Raw genomic sequence first — 24,648 nt, 5'->3', positions numbered from 1 at the left:
AGAGGCAGCGGATGCGACTGTCGACGACGTCGTACCTGGTCCTGGGCATGATCGCGTTGCGCGGACCGTCCACGCCGTACGACCTCAAGCGGTCGGTGAGCCGATCGGTCGGCTACTTCTGGCACTTCCCGCACGCGCAGCTGTACTCGGAGCCGGACCGGCTCGCCGAGGCCGGGCTGCTGGCCCTCGACACCGAGGACACCGGCCGTCGCCGCAAGACGTACTCGCTCACCGGGCCCGGGCGGACCGCGCTGCAGGAGTGGCTGGCCGCCCCGACGCCGCAGCACTTCGAGATGCGCGACGTGGCCGAGCTCAAGCTGTTCTTCAACGAGGCGGGCTCACCCGGCGACGTCGACAAGCTGGCCCGGGAGCAGATCCGCCAGCACGAGGAGCGGATCGCGGTCTACGAGGCGATGGTCGAGCGGCACGGCGGGGACGAATGGGCCGAGCCGCGCATGATCACCCTCGAACTGGGGCTGGAGATGGAGCACTCGGCGCTGCGGTTCTGGTCCGCGCTGGCCGACGGTGACCTGGACCGCCTGCGCCGCGAGCGGGCCGAGCGCGATCCCCGCCGCCGCCCCTGACCGGCCCTGACCAGCTCCTGACCGGCCCTGATCGGCACCGCGGCGACCGGCCCGCGGCCCGCGGTCAGATCCGGTGCGGTTCCAGGAACGCCGGCCGCAGGTCCGGATCCGGCTCGTCGTAGTAGCGGTGGAACACCGGCGTCTGGGATCCGGACATCGGCGGCACGATCCAGCTCCAGTCGGCCGGGCAGCTCCGCCCCGCGGCCTCCTCCTTCTCGAGGTGGCGCAGGAACCGCTCGGACTCGGTGTGGTGGTCGGCCATCGTGACGCCGTCGGCGTCGAACGAGTAGGTGACGGCGCGGACCAGCTCGACCATCGCCCGGTCCTTCCACATGGTGCGGACCGAGCGGGTGTCCAGCCCGAGCCGCTTCGCGATCTCCGGCAGCAGGTCGTAGCGGTCGGGATCGGCCAGGTTGCGGGCGCCGATCTCGGTGTCGAGGTACCAGCCGTTGAACGGCGCCGCCGGGTAGACGACGCCGCCGATCTCCAGCGGCATGTTGCTGATCGCGGGCACGGAGTGCCAGCGCAGCCCCAGCCGGGCGAACCACGGGTGCTCGGGATGGCGCAGCCGGACCTCGTGCACGGCGTCCGGCGGGACGTCGAACAGCCGGGACCGGCCGTCGGCGCCGGTGATCAGCAACGGCAGCACGTCGAACCGCCCCGGTGGCTGCGATCGCGGCCAGCCCATCCCGACGACCCGGTCGGTGAACTCGACCTGGCTCGGGTCGCCGACCACGGAGCCGTCCGGGTTGCGATGACCCGCGTAGCGCACCAGCTGGTCGTTGCGGATCCGCGGACCCGGCCGGGCCGGGGCATCCGGTGCGAACACGGTGATCGTGGAACGGATCCGGCCGCCGCGGGTGGCGGCCCGCAGGTGCCCCACGCTCTCCTGGGCGACGTCGGCCGGGTCGTGCAGGTGCCGCAGGTCGCGCACCTGCAGCGACTGCCAGTAGAGGCGGCCGATGCAGCGCGCCGAGTTCCGCCAGGCGATCCGGGTGCCGAACACGAGCTCGTGCGCGGTGTGGGTGTAGACGCCGCGCCGGTCGATTTCGCTCCGGACCTGCCGGAGCCGGTCGCGCAGCGGCAGCTCCGGCTCGGTCTCGGCGTAGACCTGGCGGAGGAACTCCTCGGCGGCGGCCGGGTCGACCGCCTTCGGACGTCGCTCGTCGGGGACGCCCGGCGCGACCGGGTGCCCACCGGACCTGCCGTGGCCGGTCACCGGGCAGCCCGCTGCGGCGGCCGGGGTGCGGACCGTGGCACCGCCCGCTGCGGGCTCGACGGAGGTCGTGGCGATGGTGGGGGCCGACACCGCGGTGACGGCTGCGCCCTGGCCGCGCAGCGGGACCACCACCGTGGCGTCCGCCGTCGCCGGTGCTGCGTTCGCGGGGCCGGGGCCGGGGGCGCTCGCGGGGGCAGGGGTCGCGGAGCGGTCGGGCGCCGCAGGCCCGATGACGGTGGTCGCCTCCGGGCCGCTGCCCGGGGTGGCTGCCGCGGTGGTCGCCTCCACCGCGCCGGCGAGGGGGACGATCGTGACCGCCCGGGTGGCCGGCTCCACCGCCGGGGTGACCGTCGTCTCCGCGGCCGCCGACGGGGCGGGATCCTCGGTGGACCGTGGGGTGGGGCTGGGACGGAACCCGGCCGGTCGGCGCACCGGCTGGGTCGGTTGCGCGGGCGCGGGCTGCTTGCTCGCGGCGTGCTCCACCGTCGTCACGGGCGTCCTTCGGGGGTCACTCGGGCGGGGACGTATCTCGGGGGGGGGGGGGGGGAGTGACAACCCTAGTCGGTGACTCTCCGTGTGTCACTGGGGGCGTTTCCGTGGTGAGCGACGTACAACAGGTCTCGTACCGGGCGTCCCTCGATGCGGGCACGTTCCTCGAACTTCGTGGTGGGACGCCATTCGGGCCGCTCCTGCCAGCCGTCCGGCCCTGGTGGGAAGGCGCCGTCCGGCCGAAGGGCAGGCTCCGCGGCGACCACTCTGCGCATCTGCTCGGCGTAGTGCGGCCAGTCGGTCGCCAGGTGCAGGAGGCCGCCGGGGATCAGCCGGGACACGGCCAGCCGGACGAAGTCCGGCTGTACCAGCCGCCGCTTGTGGTGCCGCCGCTTCGGCCACGGATCCGGGAAGTAGATCCGGATACCGTTCAGCGATCGGGGTGCGACGGCGCGCTCCAGCAGCTCGACGGCGTCGCCACGCAGCACCCGCTGGTTGGCCAGGCCGAGCTGGTCCACCCGCATCAGCAGCTGGGCGAGACCGGGTTCGTAGACCTCGACGGCCAGGTGGTCGATCCCCGGCTCGGCCACGGCGAGCGCGGCCGTCGTCTCCCCCATGCCGGACCCGATCTCGAGCACCAGCGGGGCCGTCCGGCCGAACGTGGCGTGCGGATCCCAGTACCGGTCCGGTTCGGGGAGCACGTCGGCCACCTCACCGCCGAGCACCGGCCACAGCCGCCGCCACGCGGACTCCTGGCCCTCGGAGAGCCGGACACGCTGGTGGACGTAGGAGCGGATCCGGGTGTCGTGCGGTGCGTCCGGGGCGAGGGCCGGCTCAGGCACCGGGGGTGTTCCGGCCGGCAGCGGGCAGCCGCACGTGTGCGGAGGCGCCGGGCAGTCTGCCCCGGATGTAGCCGGCCGCGGTGACGCCGAAGCAGGCCACGATGGCGGCGGCCGATGCGGGATTGCGGTCCCGTGCCTCGCGGAGCACACCGGCCGGGAGCACCTTCATCGTGTAGCTGCTCTCGGTGGACAGCGAGTCCCCGGTGCCGACGACCTTGGAGACGGCGGCCTTCGAGATGCCCTCGGCCCAGCCGCGCCGCAGCAGGTACCGCCAGGAGACGCGGTCGTCGGAGACCCGGTGGTCGACGGCGGCCTTCGGCTCGAACAGGATCCGCGGGGTGCGGCCGTCGGCGGTGTAGGCCTGCCGGGCCCGGATGCAGAGCTCGGTCTCCTCGCAGCCCAGCGGGTTCTTGCCGATCCGGCCCATGTCCTCGGCGAATCCGCCGACCCGCTTGAAGACCTCGGCCCGCAGCGACATGTTGCAGCCCATCAGGTTGCGCATCTCGGCGCGCTCGGTGGGCTGGCCGGTGTAGGTGCAGCCGACGACCCAGTCGAGCTCGCCGGTCGCGTCCGGATCGCCCGGCGTGGCGCCGGGGAGGGTGCGGGGGCGGCCGTCCGGCCACCTCGGGTGCGCGATCCCGCCGACCCCGATCACATCGGGATCGGCGTACGGCGCGAGCAGCGCGGCCAGCCAGCCGGGGCGGGCGCTGGCGTCGTCGTCGAGGAAGACGACGACCTCGCCGGATGCCAGGTCGAGCGCGGTGTTCCGGGCGCCGGACAGACCCTGCACCCGGTCGTTCGCGACGACCACGACGCCGAGCGGCCCGAACTCACGTTCGGCGCGCTCGTGCAGCCGCTCGTTGTGGTCGACGACGACGATCGTCTCCAGCGGTGTGACGTCCTGCGCCAGCACCGATTCGACGGCCGAGCGGATGTCGAACCAGCGCTTCTCGGTGTAGACACAGACGACCACGCTGGCGGTGGGCAGGGCGCTCACGATGTACTCGCTCCTCGTGCTGCTGGTTTCGCGGCGTACCGCGCCGGCAGCGCTCTAGCGGGCGTACCCGGACGCCTTGCGGCGCTGCTCCATGCGACGGTGCTCGGACATCAGGGTACGCAGCACCCGGGTGCCGTCCGCGAAGGTCCGCAGGTTGGTCTCGCCGAACATGCGCTCACGCTCGACCGACGGCACCTCGGTGATCTTCAGCTCGGCCGCGGCGACCCGGCAGTTCAGCACGGTCTCGATCTCGAAACCGTCGCCCCAGAGCATCGAGCCGTCCTCGGGCTGCGGCGCCGCCGGGTCCGGGAGCTCGAGCTGCGGGAGCAGGTCGGCCCAGAACGCGTTGTAGCCGTAGCAGAGGTCGGAGTACTTCGTGCCGAAGAGCCGGTTGGCGACCGTGTTGAGGCCGGCGTTGCCGGACTTGCGCAGCAGCGTGATGTCGTCCGAGCCGCCGCCCTTGCAGAACCGGCTGCCCTTGGCGAAGTCGGCGCCGTTGACCAGCGCGTCGACGAAGCCGGGGATCTCGTTCGGGTCGGCCGAGCCGTCGGCGTCGAACATCACCAGGACATCGCCGGTGGCCGCGGTGAAACCGCAGGCCATCGCGTTGCCCTTGCCCTTGCGGGTCTGGGTGATCACCCGGGCCCATGGCAGCGTGCGGCGGGCGACGGCGACCGTGTTGTCGGTCGAGTTGCCGTCGACGACGATCACCTCGTGCACCGCGGGGCGCACCGCGGCGATCGCCGGCAGCACGATCTCGAGGTTCCGCGCCTCGTTGCGGGTCGGGACGATGACCGACACCGCGGGGTTCGGGCTGCGCCGCGGGGCGGGCCGGGGCCGCGGACGGCGGAAGCCCTCCGGGCCCTCCGGCGGCGCCGGCTGGGCGGTGCGGGTGACAGCGTTCGTCGGTCGGGCAGGACTCGCCGGGAGGGGCGTCTGTCCCGTGCCGGGGCCGGGCTGCGGCCCGGGTCGCGCGGGTGCGCTCGACTCGGGCGTGACGGCCGGGCGGGCGGGCGTAACGGCGCTCACACTTCCTCCATACAGGTCCGCTCTACTCGTTCAACGACGGTGTCACGGTCTGGTTGCGGTTCTCGTGTCGGGCAGCTTCTCGGACCCGACTGTGCAGACGTCCGGACCACCCGCGGGGTTGCCCCGGTCGGTTGATTCGTCCGTATCCGGCGTCCGGTTCGATGTGCTGCCGGAACGCCCGGCGGCCCCCTGGAGCCGCTGCGCAGTCCTACGCATCCGGTGACCGCCGGTGCTCGTCAGGCTTCCATCATGTCGTCGAGCCGTCGCCGCGCGGACCCCCTCGGGGAGCTGCGCCCGCTACTCGCACTGGCCAGGATGGACTGCGTGGACGCACTGTCGTCGCAGGTCGACGGGTTGGTGGAGGCTGCGGTCCGGCGACCGGCCCGGGCCGGTGACGCCCGCTGGTGGAGGGCGGCACTGGACCGACCGGCCTGCGACCTCGACGACGGATGGTCGCGCCGGGCCGGTCCACCGGTGCGCCGCGCGGGGGCCGCGCGGGCACTGGGACGTCCGGGGCAACGGGTGACACAGATCACTCACTCTGGGTCACCGGTGTCGGGTTCGGTCCTGGTCCCGGCGGCCCTGGGCGCGCTGCCCGGATCCCGGGTGCCGCGCTCCCGCCGGGGTCGTCCCACTCACCGGCCTCCGGGCTCCGGGGTGGCCGGTCTCCTCGTCTCGGGGGCCGCGACCGGGGCGCTGCTGCCGGGCGCGTGGCTGTCCGGGTTGCTGGGCGCCGGGCGGGTGCTGCCCGCGGCCGGGCCCGGCGTGCTGCTGGTGCTCGCCGGGCTGGTGTTGCTCGGCGGGGCGGGCCTCGCCGTCCGGGTGCGGGCGGCCCGGGTCGCGCGTGCCCGGGAGATCGCGCACCGGGTGCGCGCGGCGGTGCTGGCCGCCGCGGACCGGGAGCTGATCCGGCGGACCCTGGACGCGGAGCTCGCCGTCGGCGCCCGGCCGGCGCCGTGGCGCCGGGTGCCGCGTGCCGCCGGGGTGCGCCGTGCGGCCTGACGACCCGGGGCTCCGGCGCGCGGACCCGGACCGGTTCGGTGATCCGCCACCGACGCCACCGACGCCACCGACGCCACCGACGCCACCGATGTCACCGACGCCACCGACGCGGCCGACTGCCCGGTCGGCCGGGCAGGGGCCCGGACCGGGTGCGGTCGGTGCGCGCGGCCGTCCACCGGCTGTCCCGGCGCGCGGGCCGTGGGGCGCGGTGGGAGTTGCGGCGGGTACGGCGTGGTGGAACTCGGTGCAGGTGCCGCGTGCACCGGTCCGGGGGCCGGACCCGGGCGCCGGTGCGGCGGTGCCGGTGATCGGCCCGGCCGCCCGGGACACCGATCACGACGGCCTGCCGGACACGCTGGTCGTCGAGGGCCCTGCCGGAACATCGTTCTGGATCGACACCGACCGCGACGGCCTGGCCGATCATGTCGTCGGGCCGGTGCCGGCCGATCCCGCGCCGGTGCCGGCCGATCCTTCGGCCGGGCTGCTCGACGCCGTCGCCGGGATCCCGGCCGGGCGGTGACCGGGGTCAGTCCCCCGGCTGCTCGGACGGTGACCGGGCCTCGTTCTCCGGGCCGGGGCCGCCGCCACCGCGCCGGAACCGGCCGGGGCCGCGGCGCTGCTCGGCGATCTTCTGGTCGATCTCCGCGGACACGGTCTGCTGCCTGCGGCGCTCCCGGATCCGCAGCAGCACCAGCATCGAGACGCCGTAGGCGATGCCGACGAGCAGCAGCACCACGCCGATCTTGAACACCACGGTCTGCGCGGTGCCCGCGTCGGCCGGGACGTCGATGACCGAGATCATCCCGAGCACGCCCAGCGTCAGCAGGTGGAACAGCACCACCAGCAGCCGGTTGATGGAGTGGGCGCTCTCCTTGTTCTGGAAGACGTCGTCCAGGAACGGTTGGCCGGAGCGCAACAGGATCTGGCCGACGCCGACCGTGATCAGAATGCCGATCACGACCAACGTCAGGTAGCTGGCGGTCCCCTCCACAGTGGGCCCCTCCCCGTTGCGTGAGCAGTGTCCGAGCCTACCCTGAGCGACCGCTCCGACGCGCTGTGCGCGCGGGTGGTTCACCGGTCAGGACCGGCGGAACACCAGCTCCCGGAGCCTGCCGTGCAGCTCGTCGGGCGAGACGCCGCCGGTGAGCGGTGCCCCGGTCAGGGTGCGCAGGTACAACCCGTCCCCCACCAGCTGCACCAGCCAGGCGAGCACCGGATCCTCGATCTCCTCGCGGAGCGCGGCGAGGCCGTCGGCGTCGACCGCGGCGAGTGCGTCCCGGGCGGGGGCGCCCGTCGTGCTGCCGTCGGCGATCCGCAGCGCGGCGAGGTAGGTGCGGGTCAGCCCGACCGGTGACTCGCCGCCGGGGACCGAGGTCCGCAGGTAGTAGGCGACGGCGCCGTCCGGATCGGTGCGCATCTGTTCGGCGTCGCGGGCACTGCGCTCGCGCAGCCGCTCGAGCAGCCCGCCGACCAGCGAATCCTTCGAGGAGAAGTGGTAGAGCAGGCCGCCCTTGGAGACCTCGGCGATCGCGGCGACGGCATCCAGGGTGGCCCCGCCGGGGCCCTGCTCGATGAGCAGCGTCTCGTACGCGTCGAGTACCCGGTCGCGGGCCGGTGGTCCTGCGTTCCGCCGCTCCGCCATCCGCGAAGGCTACCCACGTGCCCGGCGGTGCTTCCGCTCACAGGGCGCCACGGCCAGTGGACTGTACCGTCTGGACGGTATATGACTGTACCGTCTGGACGGTAAATTCATCGTGCGGCTGCCCCGAAGGAGAAGAGAGATGTCACGGCCCGAGGTCACCGCGAACCCGGACACCCGCCCCGGACCGCGTGCCTGGCTCGCGCTGGCCGTCCTGGTGATCCCGACCCTGCTGGTGTCGATCGACAACACGGTGCTCGGTGTGGCACTGCCCGAACTCAGCGCCGCGCTGAGTCCGGACGCGTCGACCCTGCTGTGGGTCGTCGACATCTACCCGCTGGTGCTGGCCGGGCTGCTGGTCACGATGGGCACCCTGGGCGACCGGATCGGCCGCCGCCGGCTGCTGATGATCGGTGTGGCCGGCTTCGGTGCCGTCTCGCTGGCCGCCGGGTTCGCGACGTCGGCCGGGCAGCTGGTCGCCGCCCGCGCGCTGCTCGGTGTCTTCGGCGCGATGCTGATGCCCTCGACGCTGGCGTTGCTGCGCACGGTGTTCGTCGACCGGGCGCAGCGCCGTCTGGCGCTGGCGGTGTGGGCGACCGGGTTCGCAGCGGGTGCCGCGCTCGGACCGATCGTCGGCGGCCTGCTGCTCGAGCACTTCTGGTGGGGATCGATCTTCGTGATGAGCGTGCCGCCGATGGCGCTGCTGCTCGTCGTCGCGCCGGTGCTGCTGCCGGAGTCGCGGGAGCCGGCACCGGGGCGGCTCGACCTGGTCGGCGTGCTGCTGTCGCTGCTGGCGATGGGCCCGCTGGTGCTGGCCGTGAAGCTGATCGGCTCCTCCGGGTTCGGCCCGGGCGCGGTGGCGTCGGTGCTGGTCGGCACCGGGGCGGCCGTCGCGTTCGTGCTGCACTACCGGCGGCGCGTCCGGGGCGGTCTCGATCCGCTGATCGACCTGGAGCTGTTCGCCCGCCCGGTGCTCCGCTACAGCGCGCTGGCCAACGCGACGACCATGTTCGGCCTGACCGGGCTGCTGTTCTTCGCCGCGCAGTACCTGCAGCTGGTGCTCGGCGCGTCGCCGTTGCAGGCCGGCCTGCTCCTGTTGCCCAGCTTCCTGGTGACGATCGTGGCCGGGCTCGCCGCGGCGCGGCTGGCCCGCCGGTTCGCGCTGCACCAGCTCGTGTCGGTGGGTCTGGCCCTGGTGCTCGCCGGGTTCGGGATCAGCCTGTTCCTGCAGGTCGACTCGGCGGTGCTGCTGCTGATGACCGCGGCGGTGCTGATCGGTGCCGGGATCGGCCTGTCCGAGACCGTCACCAACGACGCGATCCTCGCCGCCGCGCCGCCGGAGAAGGCGGGCGCCGCATCCGCGGTCTCGGAGACCGCCTACGAGGTCGGCGCCGTGTTCGGCACCGCGGTGGTCGGCGGCGTGCTGTCCGCGGTCTACCGGAGCACGGTGGTGCTGCCCGACGGGGCACCGGCGGCGGCGGGCGAGACGCTCGGCAGTGCCGTCGACGCCGCCCGCGGGCTGCCGGCCGGCCCGGCCGCCGAGCTGCTGGACTCGGGCCGGGACGCGTTCGTGGCCGGAGTCGATCTCGCGGCCGGGGTGGCGGCGGCGATCGTCGCGGTGGTGCTGGTGACGGCCGGGCTCGGCCTGCGCCGCGCCCACCGGGCGGTGCTGGCCGCCGGGGCCTCCGGGCTCCCGGAGCCTGCGCTGCAACGCTCCGGTCACTGATCGCTGCTCCCCCGGGGCCGCCGGTGCCACGGACCGGCGGCCCCGGGGACCGGGCCCGTGGGCCCGGCTCCGGGGCCCAGCTCGGGGGCCCAGCTGGGGGGGCCGGATCGTGGGTCCGGATCGTGGGCCCTGTTGGTGGACACGGATCGTGGGCCCTGCCTGTGGGCCCTGCTGGTGGACACGGATCGTGGACACCGGTCAACGCGCCGTAGCCCGGCTGGTTGACTACACCGGGACAGCCGCCGACGCCGTGGGAGACATCCGTGCCGTACGAGGTGGTCAGTGCCTACACGCTGGTACTGGGCGGGGGCCGCGAGGACCTCGAGCACGCCGGCCCGGACACCGGCGTGAGCCGGCAGGGGCCCGAGGTGTCGGTCCACACCACCGCCGAGGACGCCTGGCGGGCGCTCGACGCGGGCGTCCGGGAGCGTTGCGGGATGCGGCCCCGGCCCCGGCGGAGCATCGATCCGGACGCGGTCGTCCGACTCGCCGACGCGTGGCGGGCCGCGGACCCGGTGCGGCGCTACTGGAACGTCACCGCGCACCGGTTGCCGATCATGGTCCCGGAGTTCGCCCGGACACCGGCGGAGGTCGCCCGGACGACCTTCGGCACCCAGAATGCATAACTCTGTCGGATCAAAGCGTTGAATCGGACCGTTCCGACTGCGCGGATGTCGTTCGATGAAGACTGCTTGCACATTTCCGTCCAATCGTCACGGGGCGTCATCGAATCCGTCACCCGCATCGGGTTGCGTTCGTGTGACAAGCCCGTCACCAGGAAGGACGCCGGCCTCCACAACGGGCTTCTGGATCGATTTACATGATCGGTGTTGTGCCTGACCTCTCAAGAGACGGCATGGGTAGGGCTCCATTCCGCGGGTAACCTCGGATATCACCTTTTCCCGCAAGGCCCGTACCGATCATCGGTACGGGCTCGTAGTACTTCCCCGGGTAGCGGGCCGGGGCCGGCGAGGAGAACAGGACGACATGACTGCAGCCACCGTTCCGGGCACCGACAAGGCACCGACCACCAACCAGGCCGTTGTCGCCTGGGTGCAGGAGATCGCCGAGCTTGCGTCCCCGGACCGGGTCGTCTGGTGCGACGGGTCGGAGCAGGAGTGGACCCGGCTGACCGACCAGCTGGTCGAGGCGGGCACCCTGACCCGGCTGGAGAAGAAGCCGAACTCCTTCTACGCCGCCTCCGACCCGGACGACGTCGCCCGGGTCGAGGAGCGGACCTTCATCTGCAGCGAGACCGAGCAGGGCGCCGGGCCGACCAACAACTGGCAGCCCCCGGCCGAGATGAAGCAGACGATGACCGAGCTCTACCGGGGCTCGATGCGGGGCCGGACGCTCTACGTCGTCCCGTTCTGCATGGGGCCGATCGACTCCGACGACCCGAAGATCGGTGTCGAGATCACCGACTCCGAGTACGTCGTCATCTCGATGAAGATCATGACCCGGATGGGCGCGAGCGTCGTCCCGCTGCTCGACGTCGCCGGGGACCGCTGGGTGAAGGCTCTGCACTCGATCGGCGCCCCGCTCGAGGAGGGCCAGGCCGACGTCGCGTGGCCGTGCAACGAGACCAAGTACATCAGCCACTTCCCGGAGACCTGGGAGATCTGGAGCTACGGCTCCGGGTACGGCGGCAACGCGCTGCTGGGCAAGAAGTGCTACGCGCTGCGCATCGCCTCGTCGATGGCGCACGACGAGGGCTGGCTCGCCGAGCACATGCTGATCCTCAAGCTGATCAGCCCGGAGGACAAGGCGTACTACGTGGCCGCCGCCTTCCCGAGCGCCTGCGGCAAGACCAACCTCGCGATGCTGCAGCCGACCGTGCCGGGCTGGCGGGCCGAGACCGTCGGTGACGACATCGCCTGGATGCGGTTCGGCGAGGACGGCCGGCTCTACGCGATCAACCCGGAGTTCGGCTTCTTCGGCGTCGCGCCGGGCACCAACTGGAAGACCAACCCGAACGCGATGCGCACGATCGAGAAGGGCAACGCGCTGTTCACCAACGTCGCCCTGACCGACGACGGCGACGTCTGGTGGGAGGGGCTGGAGGGCGACCCGGCGCACCTGACCGACTGGAAGGGCAACGACTGGACGCCCGAGTCGGGCACCGATGCCGCGCACGCGAACTCCCGCTACACGGTGCCGATCGAGCAGTGCCCGGTCGTCGCCCCGGAGTGGGACGACCCGAAGGGCGTCCCGATCTCGGCGATCCTCTTCGGCGGCCGCCGCAAGACCACGATCCCGCTGGTCACCGAGGCGCGCAGCTGGCAGCACGGCACCTTCATGGGTGCCACCATGTCGTCGGAGAAGACCGCGGCCGCCGCCGGCGGGCTGGGCCAGGTCCGGCGCGACCCGATGGCGATGCTGCCGTTCCTCGGCTACAACGTCGGCGACTATTTCGCGCACTGGGTGAACATCGGCAAGGGCGCGGACGCCGACAAGCTCCCGAAGATCTTCTACGTCAACTGGTTCCGCCGCGGAGCCGACGGCCGCTTCCTGTGGCCCGGGTTCGGTGAGAACAGCCGTGTCCTCAAGTGGTGCATCGAGCGGCTGGAGGGCACCGCGGCCGCCGTCGAGACCCCCATCGGCTACGTGCCCACCACCGACCAGCTCGATCTCGAGGGCGTCGATGCCGACCAGGCCGACGTCGCGGACGCGCTGGCCGTCGACGTCGAGGAGTGGAAGGCCGAGATCCCGCTGATCGAGGAGTGGTTCGCCACGATCGGCGGCGACAACCTGCCGTCCTCCATCCGGGACGAGTTCGAGGCGCTCAAGCAGCGCCTGGGCGCCTGAGCGACCCGATCGGGTACCGAGCCCCCGGCGACCGGACGGCCGCCGGGGGCTCCGTCACTCCGGGCCCCCGTCCGGTGACGGAGAGAGATTTCACGCCGATGGAGCAGTGCTGGACGCCGCGTCGTCACCCAGTGTGGACGCCGGAGGTTGCGCGGTTCGCGTCGCCGGGGAGTTCCGCCAGGTCGGAGCGCCGTGGCCGCTCGCCGGGTAGCCTGCGACAGGACCGGCACGGGCGTGCCGCCGACTCGTCGTGTGCCCGATCGGGTTCCCGTCCGTCGCGGATCGTGATCGCGAACGGCGGTGGGCCGGACGGAGCAGGCGTGGAAGCGGAACGCCGGGCGCGCCACGGCGGTACACACCGTGAGCGCCGTCCCCGGTACGGCGTTGCTGGTACGGCGGAGGTGTGAGCGAGATGCTGGATGTCCGGGTGTCCGAGGGCACGGACACGGAGGCGCTCGTCGCGTTCGTCGAGCGGTTGGCGGGCAGCGGGCGCGGTGGGCCGGCGGTGCGGGCCGCGACGGCCCGGATCGTCGGGGACGTGCGGGCCGAGCGGGTGCCCGCGGGGCTGCGGATCCTGTCCGGCTCGTTGAACTCACCCGTCCCGCCCCGGCCCGCCGACGACACGGCCGAGACGCTGGCCGGGGTGCTCGCCGAGGAAGCGCTGGTCGTGCTGTCCGACACCGGCACCGACGAGCTGGCGCGGGCGCTCGCCGCGCTGACCGGTGAGGGCATGCGGATCCTGCTGACCGGTGGCGACGCCGAGCGGCTCGCCGCGCTGCGCGCCGCACTCGCGGGCTCCGTCGCCGACCGGATCGTGGACCGGTTGCCCGGTCTCTCCTCGGTCGACCTGCGCCGGCTGCGCCGGTTGCTGGCGACGGTGGGCCGCGACCGGACCGCCCGGACCGACCAGGAGCTGCCGCCGGAGGACGTCCTGCCGGCGTACACCGAGGTGTTCGCCTGCTGCCGGCGCGCCGACCGGATCGTCGACGGCACCGCGGGCGTCGACGGCGGTGAGGCCCAGGTGATCCCCGGCCTGCTGCGGGACCTCGACGCGGAGCGCCGCGCCGCCGTCACCCAGGTCGCCCGCTGCGTGGTCGGCTCGCTCGGTTCGCTGGCCGGCGAACCGGACGCCGAGCGGTTGCGTGACGTGGTCGGCAGGCTGGTGCACGGCGGGCTCCGCACCGAGTTCGAGTCGCTGCAGGGGCTCGCGGCCCGCCAGCGCGACGACCGGGTGCGCTTCGCCGCCGGACCGCCGGTGCAGGTGCAGTCGCCGCTGCCCGCGGGCGGCGACGACGTGATCCGGCAGTACCTCGACTTCCTCGACGGCGGGGGCCGCAGCCGGTCCTACTTCCGTGCGCAGCCGCAGCGCGACGCCGTGCCGATGCTGGACCGGTTCCGGGTCGCAGGCGAGGAGCCGTCCACCCACGACCACGTGGCCGCGATCGTCAACCACCTCGACCTGGCCCGCCGGGACGACGAGATCGCCCGGCTCTGCTCGATGCTCGGGCTGTCGATCCCGCGATCGGCCGACGAGCTGCCGCAGCTGACCGACACCCTGGACCGGATCGCGGCGACCGCCCGATCGGTCGGCGCTCTGCGGCACGACGTCCTGTTCCTGCAGCAGAACTCGCCGGTGTCGGTGCCCGACCTGCAGACCGCCGAGCGGGTCGGCCGGGCCATCGTCGACTACGACGACCACGGCGACCCGGCCGAGGCGTCCGACGAGCTGGAGCGGTTCGCGCAGACCTGCGAGGAATCGGTGCCGTTGGGCGCGATGGCGCCGGAGCACACCGCGGCGGTCGCCGCCGTGCGGGCACACGACCCGGACGCCTACGCCGAGGCACTCGACGAGCTCGGCCGGGCCCGCCGCGAGGTCGCCGACCGGCAGGAGCTGGAACGGCTGCTGGGCGAGCTCGCCGGGACCCACCGGGACCTGGCGCGGGCCTGGGCGGCGGATGCGACGCGCGGTGCCCGCGGGTTCGGGCTCGTCGCGATGACGGCCACCGACGACCTGCTCGCCGCGCTGCCGCCGGCCGACGCAACGGATCTCGTCGTGGTGCTGGGGACCGGATCGATGCAGGCCGACGGCCTGCTGCTGACCGCGGCCGCACCGCGGATGCTGGCCGTCGTCGGTGACGAGCCGCGGGCCGAGTCGTCCGGGACGACCCTGCTCGAGGTGCTGAACCAGGCGTCGGCGCGGTTCCTGCGGGGCACCGGGATGGAGCCGGCCGACCAGGAGCCGGCCGAGGCCACGGCGGTCCCGGCTGTTCCCCCGGCGTCCTCGGTGCCCGAGCAGCCCGGCCCGGTCGACGAGCGGACCGGGCCCGAGGTGCCCGCGCCCCGCTCGGCGTCGGCACCCGGTGGTCACGACCAGCGGCCGTCCGCCCCGTCGGCGATGGCCCCGGCGGCCCGCCCGGCCGGACCGGGCGGCGGCGAGCGGTAGGAGTTCAGCTCGACCCGACCGCGCGGATCCCGTCCGCCACCTGGTCGAGCAGCACGAACGGATCGTCGGCCGATGGCTGCACGCGCTCCCACCGCTCCCGCGAGTCGGGTGCGGCCGGGAGGTAGAGCGTCCACCGGCCCGGTTCCGGGTCGTCGGCCCGCAGCCGGGCGAGCGACGTCGACGACCACGCGGCCCCCAGCTCGGGGAACGCGGGTGGCCTGCGATCGAGGATCGTGACGGTGCCGCCGGCCGTGGTGTAGCCGATCCGGCGGCGTTCGCGCTGCGGCTCGGGGACGAGCCCCGCACACCACGCCGCGAGCTGCTCGCGCACCTGCTCCGGGACTCCCATGCGGGCACATGGTCCCCGATCCGGATCCGTCCGGAAAGTCCCTCTCCGGTCGCAGGCCTCCACCGGAGGTCGTAACCGTCGATGGGCACCCGCGCGCGATGTGCCGGGCCCGCGCGGTGACGACGCTGGAACCCGGGACGACCGGCGGCGCCCGAGCCGCCGGCGCCGCTACGGGAGGACAGCCGGATGCGCCGGAGCAGGTTCTGGTCACGTGGACGGGGGGCACCGGTCCGCCGGTCCTTCCCGGCACTGGTTGCGACGGGCGTCGCGCTCCTCGTGGCCGCGGGGTGTGCGGCGCCCCCACCGGCCGATCCGGCACCGCCGGTGTCGGCGCCCCCGGTCACCGCGGAGCTGACCGGCACCGACGTCGACGCCTGGCTGGACGGCCTGCTCCCGTCCGCGCTGGAACGGTCCGGCATCGCCGGGGCGACGGTCGCCGTGGTGCACGACGGTGAGCTGCTGACCGCGCGCGGCTTCGGTCATGCGGGCGGCGCACCGGTCGATCCGGACCGGACCCTGTTCCGGGTCGGCTCGGTCTCCAAGGTGGTCACCGCGACGGCCGTCCTGCAGCAGGTCGAGCAGGGCCGGATCGAGCTCGATGCCGACGTCCGGCAGTATCTCGACTTCCCGCTCCCGCTGCGGTTCGAGCCGCCGGTCACGATGCGCCACCTGCTGACCCACACCGCGGGCTTCGAAGAGCAGGTCCGTGGCCTGATCTCGCACGGCGAGAGCAGCCCCGACCTGCGGGAGGTGCTCGCGGCCGATCCGCCGGAGCAGGTCTTCAGCCCCGGTACGACGCCCGCCTACTCCAACTACGGCTACGCGCTGGCCGGGTACGTGGTGGAGCGCGTCACCGGCACCCCGTTCGAGGAGCAGGTCCGGCACGCGGTGCTGGAACCCGCCGGGATGACCTCCTCGACGTTCGCCCAGCCGCTCCCGGAGGGGCTGCGCGACCGGTTGTCGGCGGGATACCCGAACACCGATGAGCCGGCGATGCCGTTCGAGACGGTCGGGCCCGCCCCGGCGGGCTCGCTGAGCGCGTCGGCGACCGACATGGCGCGGTTCGTCCGGGCGCTGCTCGACGAGCCCGGCGCCGGATCGCTGCTCGCCCCGGAGACCGCCGAGCTGATGCGCACCCCCGGGCTCGGCCCGGACACCCTTGGCACGATCGCCGAGGGCCCGCGGATGACGCTGGGCATGTTCGACGAGAGCCGCAACGGCCGACTGGTGCTCGGGCACGGTGGCGACACCACGCTGTTCCACTCCCACCTGCAGGTCTACCCGGCCGAGCGGACCGGTGTGTTCGTCTCGATGAACAGCAACGGGCGCGGTGCGATCGACACCCTGGAGATCCGGCGGGCGCTGCTCGACGGGTTCGCCGACCGCTACTTCCCGGCGGCCGGTGACCCGCTGACCCCGGCGCCCGAAGCGGCCGGGTCGAGCGACCGCGCGGCGGCGGTCGCCGGGAGGTACGAGTCCACCCGGGCGGCGTACAGCACCTTCCTGTCCGCACTCGGCATGCTCGGGCAGACCGAGGTGACCGCCCGCCCGGACGGCACGCTGCTCGTCACCTCGGGGCCCGGGAGCGTCCGACCGGCCGGCTACCGGGAGATCCGGCCTGCGGTCTGGCAGGAGATCGGCGGGAACCGGTTGCTGACCACCCGCACGACCGGGGACCGGGTCACCGAGATCGGCTTCGAGTCGGCCTTCACCCTGCAGCGCACCGGCCCGTTCCGGGACTCCTCGACCGCCGGGCCGGTGCTCGCGGTGTCCGCCACTGCCCTGCTCGTGGGCCTGCTCGCCTGGCCGGTCGGGGCGTTGCTGCGCCGCCGCGGGATGCCCGCCCGGCCCTCGCCCGGCCGGGCCGACCGGATCCTGCACCTCCTGACCCGGTTCGCGGCCGGCTGCGCGCTGGTCGCACTGGCCGGCTGGGCGACCGTGCTGGGCATGGTCAGCGTCCTCGCCGAGGTGCCGGTGCCGCTGCTGCACGCGTTGCAGGCGGCGCAGTAGATCGCTCTGAACGGGACGTTGATCGCGGCGGCGGGCGTGGTCACCGCGGTGCGCGGTGGCGCGGACCGGTGGGCGGTCGCGGGCCGGGTCGGCCTGCTGCTCGGCCTGGCCGGGGTGGGCTGGATCGCGATCGCGTTCGGGCTGCTGTCCTCCAGCATCGGATACTGAGTGCCGGCCGCCGGGCGTCGATGCCGGGTGCCGGGCACCGGGTGTCCGATACTGGGCACCATGTCCCCGCCCGCTGCCGAGCCGGACCCGGTTCCCGGCCGGGGCCGGCTGCCCGAGCGGTTCGACGCGCTGCTCACCGCGGCCGGGCTGATCGGGCCGTTCCGCCGGGACTGCGCGCTCGGCGTGCTGGTGGCCGGGATGATGGCGCTCGTGGTCGGGCTGTTGGCGACCGGGGTCGATCCGGACGTCGCGTTCGACCCGCCCGGGCTCGCCGCCCTGCTGGTGCTCACCACCGCGCAGGGCCTGCTGCTGGCACTGCGCCGGACCACTCCGGTGCTCTGTCTGGGCCTCGTCGTGGGCATGCAGGTGGTGGTGTTCGCGGCGGTACCTCCCGACCTGACCCTGCGTGGCCCGGCTCCGCTGATCGCGGCGTACACCTGCGGGGTGCTGCTGGCGCCGCGCCGGGCTGCCCGGCTGGTACCGGCGGCCGCGCTGGTCGAGTCGATCGGATTCGTCGCGCTGCTGTTCCCGGTCCCGTCGGTCGGTGCGCTGATCGTGCCGGCGTCCGCCCAGCTGATCTCCGCGGCGCTGACCTATGGGGCGGCCACGCTGATCGGTGCCTACATCGCCGCCCGGCGCGGCTACGTCGCGCTGCTGCGGGCGCGCGCTGCGGAGGCGGAGCGGGCACAGCGCGCCCGGACCGACGACGCCGTCCGGCGGGAACGGTCCCGGATGGCCCGCGAGCTGCACGACGTCGCCGCCCACCACCTGTCCGGGATGGTCGTGCAGGCGGCCATGGTGGAACGGCTGGTCGACCGGGATCCCGAGCAGGCGCGGCGGATCGCCGGCCGGGTCCGGGAGCAGGGCCGGGAGACGCTGCGCGACCTGCGGATGGTGGTGGGCGCGCTGCGCGATCCCGGCAGCACCGGGCAGGCGCCGGAGGACGACGCACCGGTGCCCGGCCTGGCCGCCCTGGACCGGCTGGTCGCGACGACCCGGGAGCTGGGCACCCCGGTCACCGTGGAGCGCCGCGGCGAGATCCCGGAGCTGCCGCCGATCGCCGACGTCGCAGGTCACCGGGTGGTCCAGGAAGCGCTGGCGAACGCCCGCGAGCACGCGCCCGGCGCGGCCGTCCGGATCGTGCTGGAGCGCGTCTCCGACGAACTGCGGATCGAGATCGTCAACGACGCCCCGGACGTGCCGCCCACCGGCCCCGGCGAGGGCCGCGGCTTCGGCCTGGTCGGCATGCGGGAGCGGGCACAGCTGGTCGGGGCGCGGTTCGAGGCCGGACCGACCGGACCGGGAGGATGGCGGGTGTGCCTGGCACTGCGGGTGGAGCCCGAGGCGGCACCGTGACCGGAGGTGACCCCGTGATCAGGGTGCTGCTGGTCGACGACCAGGCGGTGGTGCGGGCCGGGTTCCGGATGTTCCTGGAGCTGGCCGGTGGCATCGAGGTCGTCGGCGAGGCCGCGGACGGCGCGGAGGCGGTGCGGCTGGCCCGCCGGCTCTCCCCCGACGTCGTGTGCATGGACGTCCGGATGCCCGGCGGCAACGGGCTGATCGCGACCCGGGAGATCGTCGCGGGCGACCCACCGGTGCCCGCGGTACTGGTGGTGACGACCTTCGATCTCGACGAGTACGTGTTCGGGGCGCTGGAGGCCGGAGCGAGCGGGTTCGTCCTCAAGGACACCGATCCGGACGACCTGGTGCACGCGGTCCGCCGGCTGGCCGCCGGGCACGGCCTGGTCGACCACACCGTGACCCGGCGGGTCATCTCCGAGTTCGCCCGGCGGCGTCCGGCCGCGGAGCCGGCCGCCGGACCGGCGGCGGATCTGACCCCGCGCGAGACCGAGATCGTCCGGCTGCTGGCCGGTGGGCTGTCGAACGCCGAGATCGCAGCCGAGCTCGTCGTCGAGACGAGCACGGTGAAGTCGCACCTCGGCCGGGCCATGACGAAGATCGGCGCCCGGGACCGGCTGCAGACCGTGGTGTGGGCCTACCGCACCGGCGTCGCGTCGCCCGGCTGAGCGTTCCGCGCCGGGTATCGTCGCCGTCCATGGCACAGCAGCACGAGGTCAGCCGGTTCGGGCACGTCGATCCCGAGGGTCTTCCGCCGGATCTGGCCGAGCGCATCGGCGCGATCGCCGAGAAGTCCGGGTTCGTCCCGAACGTGTTCCGGGCACTCGGGAAGCGGCCCGCCGAGCTGCGCGCGTTCCTGGACTACCACGACGCGCTGATGGAGCCGGCCGCCGACGCGGGCGGACTGTCGAAGGCCGAGCGCGAGCTCGTCGTCGTGGCCACCTCGGGGGCGAACAACTGCACGTACTGCGTGGTCGCGCACGGGGCGATCCTGCGGATCCGGTACCGCGACCCGGAGATCGCCGATCGGGTCGCGACCAACCCGTACGCGGTGGAGCTGTCGGTCCGCGAGCGGGCGATCGTCGACCTGGCACTGCTCGTCGCCCGGCAGTCCGAGTCGCTCGACGAGGCCGATCTCGACGCCGCCCGCGACGCCGGTCTGACCGACGACGAGATCTGGGACGTCGGCGCCATCACCGCGCTGTTCTCGATGTCGAACCGGCTCGCGCACCTCACCGCGCTGCGCCCGAACCCGGAGTTCTTCCTGATGGGACGCACTCCGCGGAGCTGACGAGCGGGAACTTCCTGCCCGCCGAGCCGCGTTCCCCTACCGTGGGCTCGACAGCCCGCGGCACGCCGAGCTGCCGCGTCCGTCACGGAGGTCCTTCACGATGTCCCTGTTCCGACGACTCGTCGTCCTGGCCGGTGCGGCCGAGGCCGCCCGCCGCTACGCCCGCTCCAACCCGGACAAGGCCGGGAAGGCCCTGGACTCGGCCGTCCAGTTCGTCGACAAGCAGACCGGCGGCAAGTACACCAACCAGATCGCCGGTGTCGCCCGCAAGGCGAAGGACGCAGCCGGTATCCCGCAGCCCGGTTACGGCTACGGGGCCCCCGGCACCACGCCGCCGGCACCGGGTCCGCGGCAGCCCGGGCCGGGTGACGGGCAGCAGCCGGGTGGCCCCGGGCAGCCGCCGGCCTTCCCGCCGCCGAACCCCGGCAACCAGTAGGCGGCCGAGATCGCCCGCGACCGGCCCCGACACCCGCACGGTGCCGGGGCCGTCGCATGTGGACTCCTGGTGGGTCGCACCGCACGAGCTGTCCCGGCGCCCGGTCCCGTGCCAGGATCGGGGACGACGCCCGAGCGTCCGTGATCCGCCCACCCGTGCGGGTCACGGTGCCGACACCGCCGGCCGGCCACCCCGGCCCGGCGAGACCGAGGAGGTACGCCGTGGAGGAACCGCAGGCGTGGGTACCGGGGGATCCGCGGTCGCGGCCCAGCCGCGACCAGGTCGTCGCCGGATTGAAGGGGGTCGACGAAGGCGGGGTCGAGCTCGTCCAGCTGCTGACGCCCGAGGGCGAGCGGGTGCACCACGAGCACTTCGACCGCTACACCGCCGACGTCACGCTCGACGACCTCAAGTCGCTGTACCGGGATCTCGTGCTGGTCCGGCGGGCCGACCGCGAGGGAAACTCGCTGCAGCGCCACGGCGAGCTCGGCATCTGGGTGCCGCTGCTCGGCCAGGAGGCCGCGCAGGTCGGCTCCGGCCGGGCGCTGCGCCCGTCCGACATGTGCTTCCCGAGCTACCGCGAGCACGGCGTCGCCTGGACCCGCGGGGTCGATCCGACCGAGCTGCTCGGGATCTTCCGCGGCACCGACCACGGCAGCTGGGACTTCGCGGCCCGCCGCTTCCACCCGTACACGATCGTGATCGGCAACCAGTGCCTCAACGCGGCCGGCTACGCGATGGGTCAGCGGTTCGAGTCGAAGGTCGGTGACCGGGAGACCGGTGAGGCCACGATCTGCTACTTCGGCGACGGCGCCACCAGCCAGGGCGACGTGCACGAGGGCTTCGTCTGGGCCGCCGCCTACGACGCCCCGCTGGTCTTCTTCTGCCAGAACAACCAGTGGGCGATCTCGGTCCCGCTGGAGCGCCAGACCCGGGTGCCGCTCTACCAGCGCGCCCGCGGCTACGGGTTCCCCGGTGTCCGGGTGGACGGCAACGACGTCCTCGCCTGCCTCGCCGTCACCCGCTGGGCGCTCGACGAGTGCCGGACCGGCAACGGGCCGGTGCTGATCGAGGCCTTCACCTACCGGATGGACTCGCACACCACCTCCGACGACGCGACCCGCTACCGGCTGGCCGACGAGGTCGAGTTGTGGAAGCTGAAGGACCCGATCGAGCGGGTCCGGGTGCACCTGGCCCGGCGGCACGGCGTCGAGCAGGAGTTCTTCGAGGCCGTCGACGCCGAGGCGAACGAGCTGGGCGAGCGGCTCCGCGCGTTCTGCCGGGCGATGCCCCAGCCGGGCCCGGAGCGGATGTTCTCCGAGGTCTACGCGGACGCGTCGCCGCAGGTCGACGCGCAGCGCGCGGAGTACCTCGCCTATCACGCCTCCTTCGCCGGTGAGGAGGAGCAGGCATGAGCACCACCACGATGGCCAAGGCCCTCAACGACGGGCTGCGCGCCGCGATGGAGCGCGACCCCAAGGTCCTGATCATGGGTGAGGACGTCGGCAGGCTCGGCGGCGTCTTCCGGATCACCGACGGACTGCAGAAGGACTTCGGCGAGCAGCGCGTGCTGGACACGCCGCTGTCCGAGTCCGGCATCATCGGCGCCGCGATCGGGCTCGCCGTGCGCGGCTTCCGGCCGGTCTGCGAGATCCAGTTCGACGGGTTCGTCTTCCCCGGCTTCGACCAGATCGTCTCCCAGCTGGCGAAGCTGCGGTACCGGACACAGGGGGCGGTGCCGGTGCCGGTCGTCGTCCGGATCCCGTTCGGCGGCGGGATCGGGGCGGTCGAGCACCACTCGGAGTCGCCGGAGTCGCTGTTCGCGCACGTCGCGGGTCTGAAGGTGGTCGCGTGCGCGACGCCGGCCGATGCGCACTGGATGATCCAGCAGGCGATCGCCTGCGACGACCCGGTGATCTTCTTCGAGCCGAAGCGCCGCTACTGGGAGAAGGGCACGGTCGATCCCGATCTCGGTGCCGCCCCGCCGCTGCACTCGGCGCGGGTCGTCCGCCCCGGTTCGACCCTCACCATCGCCACCTACGGCCCGATGGTGAAGACCTGCCTGGAGGCCGCGACCGCGGCCGCCGAGGACGGCCAGGATCTCGAGGTGATCGACCTGCGCACGCTCTCCCCGCTGGATCTGGGACCGGTGGCGGAGTCGGTGCGCCGTACCGGCCGGCTGGTCGTGGTGTCCGAGGCGCCGTCCGAGTCGTCGATCACCTCGGAGGTCGCGGCCCGGATCCAGCAGGAGTGCTTCTTCTCGCTCGAGGCACCGGTGCTGCGGGTGACGGGCTTCGACACCCCGTACCCACCGTCCCGGCTGGAGGACGACTACCTCCCCGACCTGGACCGGGTTCTGGATGCCGTCGACCGTTCGCTGGCCTGGTGAGGGACCCCGATGACGCGTGAGCTGTTCAACCTGCCCGACGTGGGCGAGGGACTGACCGAGGCCGAGATCGTCGCCTGGCGGGTCGCGCCGGGCGACACGATCGAGGTCAACGACGTGATCGTCGAGATCGAGACGGCGAAGGCGGCCGTGGAGCTGCCGTCGCCGTGGGCGGGCACGGTCGGCGAGCTGCTGGCCGAGCCGGGCGCGACGATCGAGGTCGGGAGCCCGATCATCGCCATCGACACCCCCGGCTCGGACCGGTCCTCGGCCGGGTCCCCGGCCGAGGAGGCCGGCGCGAAGATCGGCGAGGCGGGCAAGGACGGCCGGATCGCCACACTGGTCGGCTACGGCCCGCGGCAGGGTTCGGTGCGGCGGCGTCCGCGGCGCGGGGCCGGTGCGCCCGCCGGGGAGCCGGCGCAGCCGGTTCCGGCGGAGCCTGCTCCGCCGCAGTCCGTTCCGGCACAGCCCGCTTCGGCACAGCCCGTTCCGGCACAGCCGGTTCCGGCGGAGCCCGCCTCGGCACAGCAGGACGTCCCGGCCGGGGTGGCCGCCGCCGCGGTGGGGCCCGGCGAGGCCGCGGAGCACCGGGCGGAGGTGCCCGGTGCGGCACCGTCCGGGGATCCCGAGCCCGGTGCGGCTACCGGGGCGACCGGTCCGGCCGCGGCGCAGGTGCCGCTCGCACCCCCGCCGGTCCGGTTGGTCGCCCGGGAACTGGGGGTGGACCTGCGCACGGTGACCGGTACCGGGCCGCACGGCCGCATCACCCGCGACGACGTGCACGCGACCGCGAACGGATCGCCCGGATCGGTTTCCGGCGCTCCGGCGCAGGGTCCCGGTCCGGCGGCTGCGGATGCCGGGTCGGCTGCCGCGGCTGCTGCCGGTGCTGTGGGGACCGTCGGTGCGGCGGGTGGTGCCGGTGCGGCGCGCCCGGCGGGTGTTTCCGGTTCCACCGGTGCTGCCGCGGGTGTTCGGGCTGCCACCGCCGCTACCGCGGGTGCTTCCGCTGCCACCACGGGCGTTCCGGCTGCCACCGGCGGTGCCGCGGGTGCTCCGGCTGCCGCAGCGGGACCGGCGGCCGATGCCGGCCCGGGCACCACCCCGGCCCCGGCCGGCTCCGGCGACCGGCGCGAGCCGATCCGGGGCGTCCGCAAGGCCACCGCCGCCGCGATGGTGGCCAGCGCCTTCACCGCACCGCACGTCACCGAGTTCCTCAGCGTCGACGCCACCGAGATGATGGCGCTGCGCGAGCGGTTGCGCGCGTCGCGCGAGTTCGCCGGGGTGAAACTGACCCCGCTGGCGTTCGTCGCGAAGGCGGCCTGCCTGGCGGCCGCCCGCACGCCCGCGGTGAACGCCGCCTGGGACGAGCGGGCCGGCGAGATCGTCTACTACGAGCGGGTGCAGCTCGGGATCGCCGCCGCGACCCCGCGCGGCCTGCTGGTGCCGAAGATCCGCGACGCCGACCGGCTCGCGCTGCGGCCGATGGCGGAGGCGCTGAGCGAGCTCACCGAGACGGCTCGCGCCGGCCGGACGGCACCCGCCGACCTGGTCGGCGGCACGTTCACGATCACCAACGTCGGTGCGCTCGGCGTCGACACCGGCACCCCGATCCTGAACCCCGGCGAGTCCGCGATCCTGGCGGTCGGGTCGATCAAACAGGCGCCGTGGGTGGTCGACGGGGAGCTGGCCGTGCGCACGGTCTGCCGGCTCGCGCTGTCGTTCGACCATCGGGTGGTCGATGGTGCCGAGGGCTCCCGGTTCCTCGCCGACGTGGGCGCCCTACTGGCGGATCCGGGGATCGCCCTCACCTGGTAGCCCGCGGCCGATCGGGGCGAATTCGGACGGATCGGGAGCAGAACGGCGCCGTCGCG

23 protein-coding genes are annotated in these 24,648 nt (G+C 73.9%); 16 read left to right on the top strand and 7 right to left on the bottom strand.

Annotated elements, in window-relative coordinates; genetic code table 11:
• The first annotated feature begins 11 nt into the window (after positions 1 to 11).
• Positions 12 to 584, top strand: a complete 573-nt coding sequence (locus tag Pdca_RS33440) for a PadR family transcriptional regulator (protein WP_085915017.1) — start codon at positions 12 to 14, stop codon at positions 582 to 584.
• A gap of 64 nt (positions 585 to 648) precedes the next feature.
• Here the strand turns inward: Pdca_RS33440 and Pdca_RS33435 are convergent, their stop codons facing one another.
• The 4 genes from Pdca_RS33435 to Pdca_RS33420 all read right to left on the bottom strand — a co-directional run bounded on the left by Pdca_RS33435 (position 649) and on the right by Pdca_RS33420 (position 4,932).
• Positions 649 to 1,803: a nitric oxide synthase oxygenase gene (locus Pdca_RS33435; RefSeq protein ID WP_085915074.1), complete on the bottom strand. Its 1,155-nt coding sequence runs from the start codon at positions 1,801 to 1,803 to the stop codon at positions 649 to 651.
• A 557-nt stretch (positions 1,804 to 2,360) separates the two neighbouring features.
• On the bottom strand, positions 2,361 to 3,134 hold the full coding sequence (trmB, locus tag Pdca_RS33430; RefSeq protein WP_085915537.1) for a tRNA (guanosine(46)-N7)-methyltransferase TrmB: 774 nt from the start codon (positions 3,132 to 3,134) through the stop codon (positions 2,361 to 2,363).
• A complete protein-coding gene (locus Pdca_RS33425) occupies positions 3,127 to 4,131 on the bottom strand; it encodes a glycosyltransferase family 2 protein (protein WP_197719874.1) in 1,005 nt (334 codons plus the stop codon). The genes trmB and Pdca_RS33425 overlap by 8 nt, the downstream gene beginning before the upstream one ends.
• Before the next feature lie 54 nt (positions 4,132 to 4,185).
• Complete coding sequence (locus Pdca_RS33420) at positions 4,186 to 4,932, bottom strand: glycosyltransferase family 2 protein (RefSeq protein WP_085915535.1); 747 nt, start codon at positions 4,930 to 4,932, stop codon at positions 4,186 to 4,188.
• Positions 4,933 to 5,409: 477 nt separating this feature from the next.
• Here Pdca_RS33420 and Pdca_RS33415 point away from each other — a divergent pair, with 477 nt between their 5' ends.
• Both Pdca_RS33415 and Pdca_RS33410 read left to right on the top strand, forming a co-directional pair.
• Positions 5,410 to 6,162, top strand: a complete 753-nt coding sequence (locus tag Pdca_RS33415; RefSeq protein WP_125911661.1) for a hypothetical protein — start codon at positions 5,410 to 5,412, stop codon at positions 6,160 to 6,162.
• A gap of 244 nt (positions 6,163 to 6,406) precedes the next feature.
• The gene (locus Pdca_RS33410; protein WP_085915533.1) at positions 6,407 to 6,682 is read left to right on the top strand and encodes a DUF6802 family protein; all 276 of its coding nucleotides are present in this window, start codon (positions 6,407 to 6,409) and stop codon (positions 6,680 to 6,682) included.
• Between the two features lie 6 nt (positions 6,683 to 6,688).
• Here Pdca_RS33410 and Pdca_RS33405 read toward each other — a convergent pair whose 3' ends face one another.
• Complete coding sequence (locus Pdca_RS33405; protein ID WP_085915532.1) at positions 6,689 to 7,153, bottom strand: hypothetical protein; 465 nt, start codon at positions 7,151 to 7,153, stop codon at positions 6,689 to 6,691.
• A gap of 87 nt (positions 7,154 to 7,240) precedes the next feature.
• Positions 7,241 to 7,804, bottom strand: coding sequence for a TetR/AcrR family transcriptional regulator (locus tag Pdca_RS37690; protein ID WP_085915531.1), 564 nt, complete (start codon positions 7,802 to 7,804; stop codon positions 7,241 to 7,243).
• A 139-nt stretch (positions 7,805 to 7,943) separates the two neighbouring features.
• On the opposite strand from Pdca_RS37690, the gene Pdca_RS33395 reads away from it, so the two are divergent.
• From Pdca_RS33395 to Pdca_RS33380, 4 genes are all read left to right on the top strand, one after another.
• The gene (locus Pdca_RS33395) at positions 7,944 to 9,527 is read left to right on the top strand and encodes an MFS transporter (RefSeq protein WP_085915530.1); all 1,584 of its coding nucleotides are present in this window, start codon (positions 7,944 to 7,946) and stop codon (positions 9,525 to 9,527) included.
• Between the two features lie 263 nt (positions 9,528 to 9,790).
• Complete coding sequence (locus tag Pdca_RS33390; RefSeq protein WP_085915529.1) at positions 9,791 to 10,153, top strand: hypothetical protein; 363 nt, start codon at positions 9,791 to 9,793, stop codon at positions 10,151 to 10,153.
• Positions 10,154 to 10,514: 361 nt separating this feature from the next.
• Positions 10,515 to 12,335: a phosphoenolpyruvate carboxykinase (GTP) gene (locus tag Pdca_RS33385; protein WP_085915528.1), complete on the top strand. Its 1,821-nt coding sequence runs from the start codon at positions 10,515 to 10,517 to the stop codon at positions 12,333 to 12,335.
• Between the two features lie 403 nt (positions 12,336 to 12,738).
• Entirely contained in the window at positions 12,739 to 14,778 is a 2,040-nt protein-coding gene (locus Pdca_RS33380; RefSeq protein WP_085915527.1) for a hypothetical protein, read from the top strand.
• A 4-nt stretch (positions 14,779 to 14,782) separates the two neighbouring features.
• Here Pdca_RS33380 and Pdca_RS33375 read toward each other — a convergent pair whose 3' ends face one another.
• Positions 14,783 to 15,127, bottom strand: coding sequence for a DUF3024 domain-containing protein (locus Pdca_RS33375; RefSeq protein WP_085915526.1), 345 nt, complete (start codon positions 15,125 to 15,127; stop codon positions 14,783 to 14,785).
• A gap of 324 nt (positions 15,128 to 15,451) precedes the next feature.
• Between Pdca_RS33375 and Pdca_RS33370 the strand changes: the two genes are divergently transcribed.
• From Pdca_RS33370 to Pdca_RS33335, 9 genes are all read left to right on the top strand, one after another.
• Positions 15,452 to 17,137, top strand: a complete 1,686-nt coding sequence (locus Pdca_RS33370) for a serine hydrolase domain-containing protein (protein WP_158092287.1) — start codon at positions 15,452 to 15,454, stop codon at positions 17,135 to 17,137.
• Positions 17,138 to 17,155: 18 nt separating this feature from the next.
• The gene (locus tag Pdca_RS35910; protein WP_158092286.1) at positions 17,156 to 17,305 is read left to right on the top strand and encodes a hypothetical protein; all 150 of its coding nucleotides are present in this window, start codon (positions 17,156 to 17,158) and stop codon (positions 17,303 to 17,305) included.
• 60 nt (positions 17,306 to 17,365) lie between these two features.
• Entirely contained in the window at positions 17,366 to 18,661 is a 1,296-nt protein-coding gene (locus Pdca_RS33365; RefSeq protein WP_085915524.1) for a sensor histidine kinase, read from the top strand.
• 14 nt (positions 18,662 to 18,675) lie between these two features.
• Positions 18,676 to 19,332, top strand: coding sequence for a response regulator transcription factor (locus Pdca_RS33360; protein ID WP_085915543.1), 657 nt, complete (start codon positions 18,676 to 18,678; stop codon positions 19,330 to 19,332).
• A gap of 29 nt (positions 19,333 to 19,361) precedes the next feature.
• Positions 19,362 to 19,955 (top strand): peroxidase-related enzyme, encoded by a 594-nt coding sequence (locus Pdca_RS33355; RefSeq protein WP_085915523.1) that lies wholly within the window; start codon positions 19,362 to 19,364, stop codon positions 19,953 to 19,955.
• 100 nt (positions 19,956 to 20,055) lie between these two features.
• Entirely contained in the window at positions 20,056 to 20,391 is a 336-nt protein-coding gene (locus Pdca_RS33350; protein ID WP_085915522.1) for an antitoxin, read from the top strand.
• Between the two features lie 221 nt (positions 20,392 to 20,612).
• Positions 20,613 to 21,806 (top strand): pyruvate dehydrogenase (acetyl-transferring) E1 component subunit alpha, encoded by a 1,194-nt coding sequence (pdhA, locus tag Pdca_RS33345; RefSeq protein ID WP_085915521.1) that lies wholly within the window; start codon positions 20,613 to 20,615, stop codon positions 21,804 to 21,806.
• A complete protein-coding gene (locus tag Pdca_RS33340) occupies positions 21,803 to 22,780 on the top strand; it encodes an alpha-ketoacid dehydrogenase subunit beta (protein ID WP_085915520.1) in 978 nt (325 codons plus the stop codon). Before pdhA ends, Pdca_RS33340 begins: the two co-directional genes overlap by 4 nt.
• 9 nt (positions 22,781 to 22,789) lie before the next feature.
• Positions 22,790 to 24,592 carry a dihydrolipoamide acetyltransferase family protein gene (locus tag Pdca_RS33335; protein WP_085915519.1) on the top strand — a complete coding sequence of 601 codons (1,803 nt, stop codon included), beginning with the start codon at positions 22,790 to 22,792 and terminating at the stop codon, positions 24,590 to 24,592.
• Positions 24,593 to 24,648: the final 56 nt, after the last annotated feature.

This window comes from Pseudonocardia autotrophica, from assembly GCF_003945385.1.
Classification (GTDB): Bacteria; Actinomycetota; Actinomycetes; order Mycobacteriales; family Pseudonocardiaceae; genus Pseudonocardia; species Pseudonocardia autotrophica.
The sequence above is the reverse complement of the archived record's forward strand: the minus strand, read 5'-3'. Positions and strand labels throughout refer to the sequence as shown.

Coding starts and splice junctions, on each gene's coding strand:
- Pdca_RS33355 (WP_085915523.1), top strand. CDS start 19,362: ATGGCACAGCAGCACGAGGTCAGCCGGTTCGGGCACGTCGATCCCGAG.
- Pdca_RS33340 (WP_085915520.1), top strand. CDS start 21,803: ATGAGCACCACCACGATGGCCAAGGCCCTCAACGACGGGCTGCGCGCC.
- Pdca_RS33375 (WP_085915526.1), bottom strand. CDS start 15,127: ATGGGAGTCCCGGAGCAGGTGCGCGAGCAGCTCGCGGCGTGGTGTGCG.
- Pdca_RS33415 (WP_125911661.1), top strand. CDS start 5,410: ATGTCGTCGAGCCGTCGCCGCGCGGACCCCCTCGGGGAGCTGCGCCCG.
- Pdca_RS33350 (WP_085915522.1), top strand. CDS start 20,056: ATGTCCCTGTTCCGACGACTCGTCGTCCTGGCCGGTGCGGCCGAGGCC.
- Pdca_RS33395 (WP_085915530.1), top strand. CDS start 7,944: ATGTCACGGCCCGAGGTCACCGCGAACCCGGACACCCGCCCCGGACCG.
- Pdca_RS33365 (WP_085915524.1), top strand. CDS start 17,366: ATGTCCCCGCCCGCTGCCGAGCCGGACCCGGTTCCCGGCCGGGGCCGG.
- Pdca_RS33335 (WP_085915519.1), top strand. CDS start 22,790: ATGACGCGTGAGCTGTTCAACCTGCCCGACGTGGGCGAGGGACTGACC.
- Pdca_RS37690 (WP_085915531.1), bottom strand. CDS start 7,804: ATGGCGGAGCGGCGGAACGCAGGACCACCGGCCCGCGACCGGGTACTC.
- Pdca_RS33385 (WP_085915528.1), top strand. CDS start 10,515: ATGACTGCAGCCACCGTTCCGGGCACCGACAAGGCACCGACCACCAAC.
- Pdca_RS33440 (WP_085915017.1), top strand. CDS start 12: ATGCGACTGTCGACGACGTCGTACCTGGTCCTGGGCATGATCGCGTTG.